12 protein-coding genes are annotated in these 12,096 nt (G+C 68.4%); 4 read left to right on the forward strand and 8 right to left on the reverse strand.

From position 1 onward, the window contains the following. Positions 1 to 119 precede the first annotated feature (119 nt). Together AC04MD_RS05300 and AC04MD_RS05305 are read left to right on the forward strand one after the other, a co-directional pair. Entirely contained in the window at positions 120 to 740 is a 621-nt protein-coding gene (locus AC04MD_RS05300) for a hypothetical protein (RefSeq protein WP_475496273.1), read from the forward strand. Positions 741 to 756: 16 nt separating this feature from the next. Beyond that, positions 757 to 2,193 (forward strand): phospholipase effector Tle1 domain-containing protein, encoded by a 1,437-nt coding sequence (locus tag AC04MD_RS05305; RefSeq protein WP_475496274.1) that lies wholly within the window; start codon positions 757 to 759, stop codon positions 2,191 to 2,193. 15 nt (positions 2,194 to 2,208) lie between these two features. Here AC04MD_RS05305 and AC04MD_RS05310 read toward each other — a convergent pair whose 3' ends face one another. Genes AC04MD_RS05310 through AC04MD_RS05325 form a run of 4 tightly spaced genes read right to left on the reverse strand, consistent with a single transcriptional unit; the run spans position 2,209 to position 5,535 of the window. Then, positions 2,209 to 2,583 (reverse strand): VOC family protein, encoded by a 375-nt coding sequence (locus AC04MD_RS05310; RefSeq protein WP_475496275.1) that lies wholly within the window; start codon positions 2,581 to 2,583, stop codon positions 2,209 to 2,211. A 57-nt stretch (positions 2,584 to 2,640) separates the two neighbouring features. Further along, positions 2,641 to 3,096 carry a hypothetical protein gene (locus tag AC04MD_RS05315; RefSeq protein ID WP_475496276.1) on the reverse strand — a complete coding sequence of 152 codons (456 nt, stop codon included), beginning with the start codon at positions 3,094 to 3,096 and terminating at the stop codon, positions 2,641 to 2,643. 17 nt (positions 3,097 to 3,113) lie between these two features. Further along, positions 3,114 to 3,500: a hypothetical protein gene (locus AC04MD_RS05320; RefSeq protein WP_475496277.1), complete on the reverse strand. Its 387-nt coding sequence runs from the start codon at positions 3,498 to 3,500 to the stop codon at positions 3,114 to 3,116. 58 nt (positions 3,501 to 3,558) lie between these two features. Then, the gene (locus AC04MD_RS05325) at positions 3,559 to 5,535 is read right to left on the reverse strand and encodes a UvrD-helicase domain-containing protein (protein ID WP_475496278.1); all 1,977 of its coding nucleotides are present in this window, start codon (positions 5,533 to 5,535) and stop codon (positions 3,559 to 3,561) included. A 136-nt stretch (positions 5,536 to 5,671) separates the two neighbouring features. Between AC04MD_RS05325 and AC04MD_RS05330 the strand changes: the two genes are divergently transcribed. Together AC04MD_RS05330 and AC04MD_RS05335 are read left to right on the forward strand one after the other, a co-directional pair. Further along, positions 5,672 to 6,274: an SEL1-like repeat protein gene (locus tag AC04MD_RS05330; RefSeq protein ID WP_475496279.1), complete on the forward strand. Its 603-nt coding sequence runs from the start codon at positions 5,672 to 5,674 to the stop codon at positions 6,272 to 6,274. A gap of 70 nt (positions 6,275 to 6,344) precedes the next feature. Further along, complete coding sequence (locus tag AC04MD_RS05335; protein WP_475496280.1) at positions 6,345 to 6,968, forward strand: thymidine kinase; 624 nt, start codon at positions 6,345 to 6,347, stop codon at positions 6,966 to 6,968. 6 nt (positions 6,969 to 6,974) lie between these two features. On the opposite strand, the gene AC04MD_RS05340 is transcribed toward AC04MD_RS05335, so the two are convergent. From AC04MD_RS05340 to AC04MD_RS05355, 4 genes are all read right to left on the reverse strand, one after another. Then, on the reverse strand, positions 6,975 to 9,779 hold the full coding sequence (locus AC04MD_RS05340; protein WP_475496281.1) for a protein kinase domain-containing protein: 2,805 nt from the start codon (positions 9,777 to 9,779) through the stop codon (positions 6,975 to 6,977). A 24-nt stretch (positions 9,780 to 9,803) separates the two neighbouring features. After that, positions 9,804 to 10,370, reverse strand: a complete 567-nt coding sequence (locus AC04MD_RS05345) for an ECF-type sigma factor (protein WP_162338950.1) — start codon at positions 10,368 to 10,370, stop codon at positions 9,804 to 9,806. Positions 10,371 to 10,451: 81 nt separating this feature from the next. Continuing rightward, positions 10,452 to 11,270: a bifunctional DNA-formamidopyrimidine glycosylase/DNA-(apurinic or apyrimidinic site) lyase gene (gene mutM / locus AC04MD_RS05350; RefSeq protein ID WP_475496282.1), complete on the reverse strand. Its 819-nt coding sequence runs from the start codon at positions 11,268 to 11,270 to the stop codon at positions 10,452 to 10,454. Further along, a complete protein-coding gene (locus AC04MD_RS05355; RefSeq protein WP_475496283.1) occupies positions 11,263 to 12,096 on the reverse strand; it encodes an ABC transporter ATP-binding protein in 834 nt (277 codons plus the stop codon). The genes mutM and AC04MD_RS05355 overlap by 8 nt, the downstream gene beginning before the upstream one ends.

Genomic DNA, 12,096 nt, shown 5'->3' on the forward strand with positions numbered 1-12,096 from the left:
TGGGGTCGCGGGCCATTCGCCGGCACGAAAACGGCACTACATGCGCTTACGCGCGGAGGGACGTTGCACGAGGTGATCCCTCGCGCTACGTTCGCCTCGCCCCGGCACGGAACGTCTTCATGGAACGACGCCTCATCCGGAGCATCGCCACCACCGCGATGATCTCCGTTGCCACGACAGGATGCCACGCCACCATGGTCCAATCGAGCTCACCCGGCCCTTCTTCCGCGCTGCCGGAAGGCCACTACACCAACGTCGGTGCCGAATGGCCGTTGAAGTTCAAGGCGCATTACTTTGGTGTATCGACGTACAGCGCCTATGGATGTCGCGTGGAATACGCGGGTCGAGTGCGCGCCGATGAGCCAGCGGACCGGCTGCAGTCATCATCGGAAGCGCTGGGATCTCGCTATCCCGACAACATGACGGCAGGTGCGGGCCCTATCGGTAACTTTCCCCCGCCGGCCAAAGTCACTTGGCGCTCCAGGGATGGCACCGCACTCCAGGCGGAAATCGATATCGGTGAGATCTTCAAGGATCAACTGATCCGCCACCATGTGGCACGTGAGGATGCACTTGACCCTGCGTCGAGTGGTACACCCGGGATCATCCTTGAGATCAACGACCGGACCATCAATGTGTACATGCGCGACATGATTGCGCTGAGGAAGCCGCAGTTTCCGGATCGTCCGCACAGTGACTTTCGCAATGATCTGATCAAGGTATTCAGCCGGACTTACTGAGCAGGGAGTGCTCGCCATGGGTTCAGGGCAACAGTCGAAGCATCGTGATGGCAGGGTTGACGTCGAACTGGCGGGTGACCCCGGTAGGGAAAGCTTCCATCGGGCAGAAGAAGATCTGTCGCAGCTTCGCATTCCGGTCTTCCTTCATGCAGGCATGCCGAATGAAAAGCTGTATGTGGCGGCAATGGATGGCACAGGCAACAGCATGTTCGACGACAGCCCGGAAGGGTGGAGCGTCGTAGCGAAGATCCATCAGCAAGTCAGGGGACTCCAGGACGAAGGCGTCAACAACATCGCGACAGGTTATGTGGAAGGCACCTATACCCAGAATGGTCTGCTGAATAAGCCTGAAAAGCTGTGGGACGGCCGCTTCGGTCATACCTTCGATGAGCGGGTCGAGACGGCCTATCTGCAGTTCTGCGAGCAGGCCAAAAAGTGGCTCGATGAAGATCCCCAGTCGCAGATCCGGATAGCGGGCGTGGGATTCAGCCGCGGCGGCGAGGGCATTGCGGCGCTGCAGCGCATGGTGCACGAGCGCGGCATCCGCGATCCGCTGGGCGCCAAGGTGGAGCGGGATGCAGAGAATCTCGTCGTGAGCATCCAGTACGCGGACCGTCCCCTCCTCGTGGAACCGGGCAGGACGCCGCAAGTTGCGCTGCTTTTCGATCCCGTGTCGACGGGCGTCGAGGAGCACGATCGCCGCCTGCCACCGTCCACGCTCTCCACGTTCCAGATCACGGCACAGCATGAACGTCGCGATATGTTCCCTTCGAGTCAGCACGTCGCTCCCGGCTTCAGCGAGGACTACCGCAACTACAATGCGTGGGTCGCTGGCGTCCACGGCAACATCGGCGACACGTACGTGCGCAACGGCCTTGGTACGCGCAGCCACAACCTTGGCGTCGAATTCCTCAACCGGCTCAGCGAAACGCCGTATCTCGAGAAGCGTCAGCTTCCAACCGATCCCGACCAGTATGTGATCCACCGTTCCGACCAGCACATGGCTGGCCTGTACGGCACGCGTGGCTACGACCGCGACGGCGTTCGCGACCATGTTGAAACGCTGGCGCCGGAGCGGCTTTGCCGACAGGCCGTGGTCGACGACTGCAATCGCAAGGAACCGATCGACGAAGCGCTCGACGCGCAATTCGAACGCCGCACCGGGATATCGCCGCCGGCGCCGGACAAGGCGGTGCTGCCCGATGCGGGAGACCGCTCCATCTGGCCCGGGCTCAACGATATGGTGGAGCAGGCATCGCGCACGGCGGCGGCGAAAGGAGGCGATCCGATGTCTGCCGTCGTCTCGGAGTATCTGAGCGGTCCGTGCGCGCGTCAGTTCCAGGCCGATGTCGAGCGCGCGTTGGGGGCACGCGAAGGGCAGCCGTTGCACATGGCGACGCCGCATGTGTCACCTGCCGAGCCCGCGCGCGAGTCCCCCGCGCCGGTGCGCTGAGCGGGCACGGGCACGCTACCGCTTCTCTTCCATCAACCCCACCAGATTGCCATCCGGGTCGCGCAGGAAGCCGGTCCACAGTTCGTGATCGGGCATGCGCGCGGCCAGCTGCGGCGGACGCTCCTCCGTCGCGCCGCGCGCGACCAGCGCGGACTGCGTGGCGACGATGTCGTCCACGCTGAAGTAGAGGATCGAGTTCGCACCGACGGCGCCGGCGCCCTGCGGCGTGGTCAGCATCAGGCGCACGTCGCCGGCCTGCAGGAACGCGAGCGTCGGCGCGGGCTGGAACAGGAACGTCAGTCCCAGTGCGTCCCGGTAGAACGCCAGCGCGGCGTCGACGTCGCTGACGGTGATCGCGATCTGGTGGATGTGCGAGAGGCGTGCGGTCATGGTTGCATCCAGTCCAGAGATAGGGGGGGGCAGGCGAGGGCGCCGACCTGCGCCGGCCTAGGACACCCAGCCAGGCAGGGTCTCGACGACATGCCACATTCCATCTTCGCGTTCGAGGCGGAGCCTGTTACCCGAGGCCCATAGTCCGTGGTGATAGGTTTCCAGCATGACGGTGGCCGAGGCGGGTCCATCCATCCTGAATTCGAGGACGTAGTAGAAGATGGCTGGCTGTCCGCTCGCTGCGTGGATGCTGCCCTCGCGCGGATTCGCCACCGACGTGCATTCGGAGGCGTTGGACAGCCGCAATCCCGTCGTGCGCCGCAGGCGATCGAAAACGGCGGAAGATACGTCCCGGCCGTCGACGCCGAGGCAGTAAACGAAATGACCCTGTTCTTTCGGCAGCGCATGTTCAAGCACGACGGTCTGGATGTCGTCCGAGGTCGCCGCACGTACCGCTTGCGGCATCAGTGCCGCGAGGAGCAGAAGCGGGGCCGGCCATGACGTCGGATTCATCGCAACGTTTAGTGCGCTCACTTCGGTCGCCGGCTGCTGCGCAGCAGGAACAGGCTGCCGATGAGCATGCCGAGCAGGGATGCGCCGAGTCCGAGCACGCTGGCGACCACGACGTCCGCCACGGGCGTGCCGGCCGGTGGCAAATGATGCATCGCATTCCATGCAATCCGCACGAGCACCGCCGCCGGCACCGTGAATGCAATCAGCAGCCACAGCGTGACGAAGCGGCCGGTGCCGAAGGCCCGGAGCAGCATTGCGATCACACCGACGGCGACCAGGCCGGGACCGTACAGCGCGCGCGGCAGGCCGGCCAGTTCCGGCTGCAATTGCCAGTACGGGAAGCCGACGCCGACGAGGGCGATCAGGAAGCCGATCCACCGCCAAGCCTTGCTGTCGCGCGTCATGCCCAGGTCCACCGGAGTGCGATGTCACCCAGCGTAGCGCAACCGCCGTCGTCGCGGGTCAGTCGAACATCGCCTGGATCGCCGCCAGGCCGGCGCTGGCGCGTTCCTTCTTCCGTTCGGCATCGGCGACCGGGTCGGCGCCGTCGCGCTGCAGTTCGTCGGCAGGCAGTTCGTCGATGAAGCGGCTCGGCTGCAGGCGCAGGCGCTCGCCGAAGCGGCGCGTCTCGCGGTTGTGGCTGAGCCACAGCTGTTCCTTCGCACGGGTGATGCCCACGTACATCAGGCGCCGCTCTTCCTGCAGATTGCCTTCCTCGACGCTGGTCTCGTGCGGCAGCGTGCCGTCCTCGCAGCCGACGATGAAGACGTAGCGGAATTCCAGGCCCTTCGCCGCGTGCAGGCTCATCAGCCGCACCTGGTTGCCACCATCGTCCTTGTCGTTGCGCGACAGCAGCGCGAGCTGCGCGGCGAGGTCGCCGGCCGAACTGCCGCGCGGTCCGCCCTCGAACCAGTCGGCCAGTTCGTCCAGGTTCGCGCGGCGGCGCTGGAAGGAGGCTTCGTCCTTGCACTGCGAGCGCAGATCGGCCAACAGGCCGGAGCGTTCGCTCAGGCGGCGGACCAGGTCGGCCGGCGGCAGTTCCTCGGCGTGCCGGCGAAGGTCGCGCACGATGTCGACGAAGGCGCTGAGGCCATTGGCCGCACGCGGCGGCAGCGCCTTCAGCGCGCCCATCGATTCAGCGGCGCGCGACAGCGGCAGGTGCGCGTGCTGCGCCATCTCGGCCAGCTTGGCCAGCGACGTGGCGCCGACTTCGCGCTTGGGCGACTGCACGGCGCGCAGGAACGCCGCATCGTCGTCCGGATTCACCAGCAGGCGCAGCCACGACAGCGCGTCCTTCACTTCCTGCCGTTCCAGGAACGCAGTGCCGCCGGTCAGGTGGTAGGGAATGCGCAGCAGCTGCAGCGCCTTCTCCAGCGCGCGCGACTGGTGGTTGCCGCGGAACAGGATGCAGAAGTCGCTCCACGCCGCACTCTTCGATACCTGCACGAAAGCGATCTCGGCGGCGACCTTTTCCGCCTCGTGCTCATTGTCGCGGCATTCCCACACGCGAATGCGTTCGCCGTCGGCCTGGTCGCTCCACAGCGCCTTCGGATGCTCGTGCGGGTTGTTGGCGATCAGGGTATTGGCGGCGCGCAGCACACGGTTGCTGCAGCGGTAGTTCTGTTCCAGCTTGATGATCTGCAGGGCAGGGTAATCCTTCGCCATCTGCAGCAGGTTGTCGGGATTCGCGCCGCGCCAGGCATAGATGCTCTGGTCGTCGTCGCCCACGCAGGTGAAGTCGCCGCGCTCGCCGGCAATCGCCTTCAGCAGCCGGTACTGCGCGTCGTTGGTGTCCTGGCACTCGTCGACCAGCAGGTAGCCGATGCGCTCGCGCCACGCCGCAGTGATCTCGGGGCTGTTCTCCAGGATCTGCACCGGCAGGCGGATCAGGTCGTCGAAGTCGACGGCGTTGAACGTGGTCAGGCGATCCTGGTAGCGCTGGTACAGCAGCGCGGCGTCCTTCTCGCGGTTGGTGCGCGCTTCGGCCAGCGCTTCTTCGGGCGACAGGCCGGCGTTCTTCGCGCGCGAGATCAGGTTCTTGGCGGCTTCGATGTCGTCGGGCTTGGCGCCGTACATCAGGTCCTTGACCTGTGCCGTCGCATCGTCGGCATCGAAGATCGAGAAGCCGCGCTTCAGGCCCACCGCGGCGTGTTCGATCTGCAGGAACTTCAGTCCCAGCGCATGGAAGGTGCAGATGGTCAGCCCTTCCGCGGCGTCGCCCTTGATCCGCTTGGACACGCGCTCGCGCATTTCCTTTGCGGACTTGTTGGTGAAGGTGATCGCCGCGATCCGGCGCGCCGGGAAGTGGTTGCCCGCGATCAGGTGCGCGATCTTCTCCACGATAACGCGCGTCTTGCCGCTGCCGGCGCCCGCGAGCACCAGCAAGGGGCCCTTGCTGTGCAGGACGGCGGCGCGTTGGGGGGGGTTGAGACCGTGCATGGGACGTACTTCGGTGGGGGCGTCATTGTAGCGGGGGCACGCGCGCACCCGGCGCTTGACACGCGCAACCCCGATCCGTATTCAGGGCGGGACATCCTGGGTGGGAGACACGCTCTCCCCGCTGGATGCCAGGATCATGAGCCGGGTGGACTACCTCGCTTTCCATCCCGACCAGCACAACCGGCACCTCGGTGTACAGGCCCTGGCGGCAGGCCGTGACGAAGCGGCCCGCACCTACTTCCAGCGCGCCGCCCGCTACGCCGACAAGCTCTCGCAGGCCGCCCTGGCGGAACTGTGGTGGGAGGGGCGTGGCGGCCCGCGCGACCGGGCGATGGGATACATCTGGATGGATCTCGCGGCCGAACGGGGCACGCCCCACCTGCTCGCCAAGCGGGAGTACTACTGGGCGCAACTGGAGACGGCCGAACGCGATCGCGTGCAGCGCGAGGGGCCTGCCCAGTTCGCGCTCTACGGAGATCCGGCCGCCAAGCCCCGCCTGGAAGCCGAACTGCGCCGTGGCCTGGCGCAGGCGACGGGCAGCAGGACGGGCCAGGCGGGAACGCTGGAGGTCTGCATCGACACGGATGCGAGCGGCGCGTGCCTCGATTGGGCGCAGGGCCATCAGTACTACGCCGACCGGCACTGGCAGCCGCGTGCTTACTGGCTTGCCCAGGACGAAGCGCTGGGCGCGGCGGGCAATGTGGAGCGGCGCGTGGCGCCTGCAACGACGCGGCCGTGAGGGCGGTTCGCGGCCGGGCCGGGCGTTGTCTCCAGGGCCGGGCTGGCGGTGGCAGCGGTAGAATCCCCGCATGGCCAAGCTCTACTTCTACTACTCGGCGATGAACGCCGGGAAGACCACCACGCTGCTGCAGTCCGCGCACAACTACCGCGAGCGCGGCATGCGGGTGGCGATCCTGACGCCGCGGCTGGACGACCGTGCCGGGACCGGCGTGGTGGCGTCGCGCATCGGGCTGCGCGCGGAGGCGGTGGCGTTCGAACGCGGCGACGACCTCGAGCGCTGGATACGCGACGACATCGCCGTGCACGGCAAGCTCGACTGCGTGCTGGTGGACGAAGCGCAGTTCCTCACCCGGGCGCAGGTCTGGCAGCTCAGCGAGGTCGTCGACGCCTTGCGCATCCCGGTGCTGTGCTACGGGTTGCGCACGGACTTCCGTGGCGAACTCTTCGAAGGCAGCCAGTACCTGCTGGCCTGGGCCGACGAGATGAGCGAGATCAAGACGATCTGCCACACCGGCAAGAAGGCCATCATGACCGTGCGCGTCAACGAGCAGGGCCTGGCCGTGCAGGACGGGCCGCAGGTGGAGATCGGCGGCAACGAGCGCTACGTGTCGGTCAGCCGCGCCGAGTTCAAGAAGATCGCGCGCGGCGAAGGTCGCATCGAGCCGCTGCAGCCGGCGCTGCCGCTGGAGTGAGCCGCGTCAGCGGCAGGCGGCGCGCAGGTCGGCGACTTCGCGCGGGATGATGCCGCCATCCGGCAACGCGACCCGCAGCTCGCCGGCCAGGGCATCCAGGTCACGACGGGCGCGTTCCTTCTCGCCGAGGCGGCAGCGCGCTTCCGCCAGGTAGGCGCGCGCGAACCAGCGCAGCTTCGGGGCTTCGCTGCCGCCTCCTTCATGCGTCGCCAGCACCTGCAGCGGGGCGATCGCGTCCTGCGGCCGCCGCAGCCGCGTCAGGTGGCGGGCCATCGACAGTTCGGCGAACCAGGTGCGCGGATGGTCAGGGCCGAAGCCCACGCGCGTCAGTCGCACGGCGCGGTCGAACCGCTCCGTCGCGCCCTGCAGGTCGCCCTTGGCCGCCAGCACTTCGCCGATCATGCGGTCGGTCTCGCCGATCAGCGCATGGCTGGCGCCGATCGTGCCCACGCGCATCTGCCGCGATTCCTCCAGCGCCGCCAGGGCCTCGTCGTAGCGGCCGGCGCTGTACAGCACCATGCCGTAGTTGAACAGGCCGCCGGGCAGGATCTGCAGGCTTTCGTTCTCGCGCCAGATCGCCACGGCCTGTGCGACGTCGCGTACGGCGGTGGCGTTGTCGCCGCGTTCCCACGCAATGATGCCCATCGAATTCCAGCTCGACGCGGTGTCGCGATGGCGCGGCCCCAGCGACTCCAGCGTCATCGCATGCAGGACCCGCAGCTCCTCGTCCGCTTCGCGCAGTTCGCCCTTGTCGACCTGCAGGGCGGCGATATGCCGCCGCAGCGCCTGGGTCAGCGGATGGCGCGGTCCGTGGATGTCTTCCGACAGCGCGCGCGCGCGCTGGAACGCGGCCAGTGCGGCGTCGGTCTCGCCGCGGTTGCGGTACAGCAGCGCCAGGCTGCGCTGGATCTCGATCACCAGCGGATGCCGCGCATGTCCGTGGGCCTGCAGATGCACGAGCGCCGCGCGGTAGCCGCGCGCGCCGGCATCGGCGTTGCCCAGCTCGACGTCCAGCTGCGCCAGGTCGCGCATGTTCTCGGCGACGCCGGCCTCGTCCTTCAAGCCGCGGCGGATGTCCAGCGAGCGGTCGAACATCTGCCGGGCCAGCTGCTTCTCGCCGGCGTCCGCACGGCAACGCCCGTTCTGCGACTGGAACTCCGCCACCCGCAGCGGCATGCGCGACTCCAGCGTGCCCAGGCGCGCCTCCACCGGCGCCATCGCCTGCACGCACTGGCGCGAACGCCCCAGCAGGCGCAGTACGCGGCCGTGCTGGGTGGCCGCCTGCAGGCGCAGGCTGTCGGGCGCGTCGTCGGTCACCGCCAGCACGCGCGCCTGCTTCTCCAGCAGCGCGAGCGACTCGTGGTAGTCGCCCAGGCCCAGGCGCAGGCGGGCGATCACGCCCAGCAGTTCGGCCTGCGCGCGCGGCTGGTTGGCCAGCTCGCGGTCGCCACGTCGCTCGCCGGCCGCCAGCAGTTCGCGGGCATCGAAGGTGCTGCCCTGCTGCGAGGCGCTGGCGTTGTCGAACAGCCCGATCACGAAATCCTGCATCGCCTGCGCGCGCGCGGTCTCGCGCATCGCCTGGCGCCCCTGCCACACGCTGGCCGCCAGCGCGGCGACCAGGACGGCGGTGGCCAGGCCACCGGTGGCCAGTGCCCAGCGGTGGCGCACCAGGTACTTGTGCACGCGATAGCCCACGCTCTGCGGACGCGCGTGGACGGGACGTCCTTCGATATGCCGCTGCAGGTCCAGCGACAGCGCCTCGACCGATGGGTAGCGCTGTTCCGGCGCCTTCTGCAGGGCCTTGAGCGTGATGTTGTCCAGGTCGCCGGCCAGCTTGCGCGCGGTGCGGCGCGCGTCCGGGCACTGGCTGCGGCTGCCATCGGTGGTGCGCAGGGTGGCGACCGAGGGCTTGAGCGGTTCCACCGCCAGGATGGCCTGCTCCCATTCGGCGTCGGTCTGCCGGCGCAGGCGGTAGGGCTTGGTGCCGGCGATCAGTTCGTACAGCACCACCCCCAGCGAATACACGTCGGTCATGGTGGTGACGAGCTCGCCACGCACCTGTTCCGGCGCGGCGTAGTGCAGGGTGAAGGCGCGCACCTCGGTGCGCGGATTCACCGGCACCGGCTCGGGATCGTCGAGCAGCTTGGCGATGCCGAAGTCCAGCAGGCGCACGTCGCCCGCCGGCGTGACCAGGATGTTAGATGGCTTGAGGTCGCGGTGGACGATCAGGTTGGCGTGCGCGTGGCTGACCGCTTCGCAGACCTGCAGGAACAGCGCCAGCCGCGCCTCCAGGCCGACGTTGTTGGCCTGGCAGTAGTCGGTGATCGACACGCCTTCCACGTACTCCAGCGCCAGGTAAGGCTGACCCTCGCTGCCGATGCCGGCATCCAGCAGGCGCGCGATGTTGGGATGTTCAAGGCGCGCGAGGATCTCGCGTTCGCGGGTGAAGCGCAGTCGCAGGTTGGGATCGGCCAGGCCCGGGCGCAACAGCTTCAATGCGACGCGGCGCTTGTACAGGCCGTCCGCGCGCGAGGCCAGCCACACCATGCCCATGCCGCCTTCGCCCAGCAGCGACTCGAGCTGGTACGGGCCGATGCGCATGCCGGGCTTCAGCTGGCCGGGCTTGTCGACCAGCGGCTGGTCGATGAAGCCGTCGCCTTCCTCTTCCAGCGCGAGCAGCGCCTCGACTTCGCGCGCCGTGTCAGGATCGTCGGCGCGCAGGATCTCGAGTTGTTCGGCGCGCGCCTCCGGCTCCAGCTCCAGCAGGACGTCCAGCAACGGCGACAGGCGTTTCCAGCGTTCGACGTCCATCGGTGCGGCGTGGCTGGGCCGGGCTCAGCTGTCCGCCATCGCCGACAGCAGGAACAGCCGCGCCTTCTGCCAGTCGCGGCGGATGCTGCGCTCGGAGCGCTGCAGCAGCTCGGCGATCTCCAGCTCGGACAGGCCGGCGAAGTAGCGCATCTCCACCACCTGGGCCAGTCGCTCGTCGGCGGCGGCCAGTTTCTCCAGCGCATCGTTCAGCGCCAGCATGTCCTCGTCCAGGCGCAGGTTGCCTTCCACCTCTTCCGGAATGTCGGCCACGCGCTTGAGGTCGCCGCCGCGCTTGCGCGCCAGCCGGCTGCGCGCGTAGTCCACCACCACGCTTCGCATCGACGAGGCGGCGTAGGCGAAGAAGTGCGCGCGGTCCTCGAACTTGGCCGTGCCGGTGGAGCCGAGCAGCTTCAGGTAGGACTCGTGCACCAGCGCGGTGGCATCCAGCGTGTAACCGTGCTGGCCCGACAGCTGGCGGCGCGCCATCGTGTGCAGTTCCTGGTACAGCGTGGCCAGCACGCGGTCCAGCGCGGCGCGGTCGCCGCCACGGGCCGAGTCGAGCCAGAGTGTGATGTCAGGTGCGTCGGCCATCCGTCTTCCCCACGTGCCAAGGGCGGGAATATAACGTCATTTACCTCACACGACGTGATTGAAACGGGATCCCTCAGGGGGTCAGCGCTGGCAGTGGCCGCACCAGACGGTGGCGCGCTGGCCGATGCTGGCCTGCTTCATCGGCCGGCCGCAGCGCGGGCAGGGCTCGCCCCCGCGCCCGTAGGCCGACAGTTCCTGCTCGAAGTAGCCCGGCGCCCCGTCCGGGCTGAGGAAGTCCCGCAGCGTGGTGCCGCCGCGGGTGATGGCGTAGGCCAGGATGGCCTTCACCGCGTCGGCCAGCGCCACGTAGCGGTCCCGCGAGACCTTGCCGGCGGCACGCAGCGGCGAGATGCCCGCACGGAACAGGCTCTCGGCGGCGTAGATGTTGCCCACGCCCACCACCACGGCCTGGTCCATCAGGAAGGTCTTCACCGGCGCCTTGCGTCCACGGCTCAGGTCGAACAGGTAGTCGCCGTCGAAGTCCTCCGACAGCGGCTCCGGTCCCAGTCCCTGCAGCAGCGGGTGGGTCTCGCCGGGCGGCTGCCACAGCAGGCAGCCGAAGCGGCGCGGATCGTTGAAGCGCAGCACGCGGTGCTCCTTGCCCTGCAGCGCAATGTCGACGTGGTCGTGCGCCGTCACCGGCGTGTCGGCGGGCAGCACGCGCAGACTGCCGGACATGCCCAGGTGCAGCAGCGCGCTGCCCGCGGCCGTGTCCACCAGCAGGTACTTGGCGCGCCGGCGCACGGCGTCGATGCGCTGGCCGGGCAGGTCCTGCACGACCTCAGGGGGGATCGGCCAGCGCAGGTCGGGCCGGCGCAGCGTGACCGCCTGGATGCGCCGGCCTTCGATATGCGGCGCCAGGCCGCGGCGGGTGGTCTCGACCTCGGGCAGCTCAGGCATGGCCGGGCACCGCGCGGTAGAAGCCGTGCTCGCAGCGCACGCGCACCGGTCCGCCGAAGGCATGGCCCAGGTGCGCATCGGTCAGCGTCGCCGCGCGGTCGCCGTCGGCATAGACCGCACCGTCGCGCAACAGCAGCACGCGATCGATCTCGGGAATGATCTCCTCGATGTGGTGCGTCACCAGCACCAGGGTGATCCCGCGCTGCGCCAGCAGGCGCATCAGCCCCAGGAAATGCTGGCGCGCCACCAGGTCGAGGCCGGCCGTGGGTTCGTCCAGCAGCAACGCCTGCGGTTCGTGCACCAGCGCGCGCGCGATCAGCACGCGCCGCATCTCGCCGGTGGAAAGCTCGGCCACGTGGCGGTCGGCGAGGGCGATCGCGCGCACCGCCTCCAGCGCGCGCCGCGCGCGGTCACGCATGTCGGCGTCGATCTGCCGGTGCGGCGGCACCACGAAGCTGGAAAAGAAACCGGTGACGACCGCATCCTCCACGCGCAGGTACGGCATCTGCTGCAGGTCGCGGGTCAGGTCGCTGGTCACCACGCCCAGGCGGTTGCGCAGCTCGTTGACGTTCCAGTGGCGCAGGCCGAACACCTTCACCGGCGCATCACCTTCGCGCGCCAGCGGATACAGCTCGCGGTTGATCAGCTTGATGAAGGTCGACTTGCCGCCGCCGTTCGGCCCGAGGATCGCCGTGTGCTGGCCCAGCGGAATGGACAGCGAGAGGTTGTGCAGCACGCGGGTGGCCCCGCGCACGACGGTGGCGCGGTCCAGTTCGAACAGCGGCGCGGCGGACGCGGTCGCGGCAGGGGAGGCAGGCAGGTTCAT

The sequence above is a fragment of the Pseudoxanthomonas sp. LjRoot206 genome, from assembly GCF_056175725.1.

What these genes read in the sequence shown, in the direction of transcription:
- AC04MD_RS05300 (WP_475496273.1), top strand. Translation starts at nt 120, where the DNA reads ATGGAACGACGCCTCATCCGGAGCATCGCCACCACCGCGATGATCTCC.
- AC04MD_RS05305 (WP_475496274.1), top strand. Translation starts at nt 757, where the DNA reads ATGGGTTCAGGGCAACAGTCGAAGCATCGTGATGGCAGGGTTGACGTC.
- AC04MD_RS05310 (WP_475496275.1), bottom strand. Translation starts at nt 2,583, where the DNA reads ATGACCGCACGCCTCTCGCACATCCACCAGATCGCGATCACCGTCAGC.
- AC04MD_RS05315 (WP_475496276.1), bottom strand. Translation starts at nt 3,096, where the DNA reads ATGAATCCGACGTCATGGCCGGCCCCGCTTCTGCTCCTCGCGGCACTG.
- AC04MD_RS05320 (WP_475496277.1), bottom strand. Translation starts at nt 3,500, where the DNA reads ATGACGCGCGACAGCAAGGCTTGGCGGTGGATCGGCTTCCTGATCGCC.
- AC04MD_RS05325 (WP_475496278.1), bottom strand. Translation starts at nt 5,535, where the DNA reads ATGCACGGTCTCAACCCCCCCCAACGCGCCGCCGTCCTGCACAGCAAG.
- AC04MD_RS05330 (WP_475496279.1), top strand. Translation starts at nt 5,672, where the DNA reads ATGAGCCGGGTGGACTACCTCGCTTTCCATCCCGACCAGCACAACCGG.
- AC04MD_RS05335 (WP_475496280.1), top strand. Translation starts at nt 6,345, where the DNA reads ATGGCCAAGCTCTACTTCTACTACTCGGCGATGAACGCCGGGAAGACC.
- AC04MD_RS05340 (WP_475496281.1), bottom strand. Translation starts at nt 9,779, where the DNA reads ATGGACGTCGAACGCTGGAAACGCCTGTCGCCGTTGCTGGACGTCCTG.
- AC04MD_RS05345 (WP_162338950.1), bottom strand. Translation starts at nt 10,370, where the DNA reads ATGGCCGACGCACCTGACATCACACTCTGGCTCGACTCGGCCCGTGGC.
- mutM (WP_475496282.1), bottom strand. Translation starts at nt 11,270, where the DNA reads ATGCCTGAGCTGCCCGAGGTCGAGACCACCCGCCGCGGCCTGGCGCCG.
- AC04MD_RS05355 (WP_475496283.1), bottom strand. Translation starts at nt 12,096, where the DNA reads ATGAACCTGCCTGCCTCCCCTGCCGCGACCGCGTCCGCCGCGCCGCTG.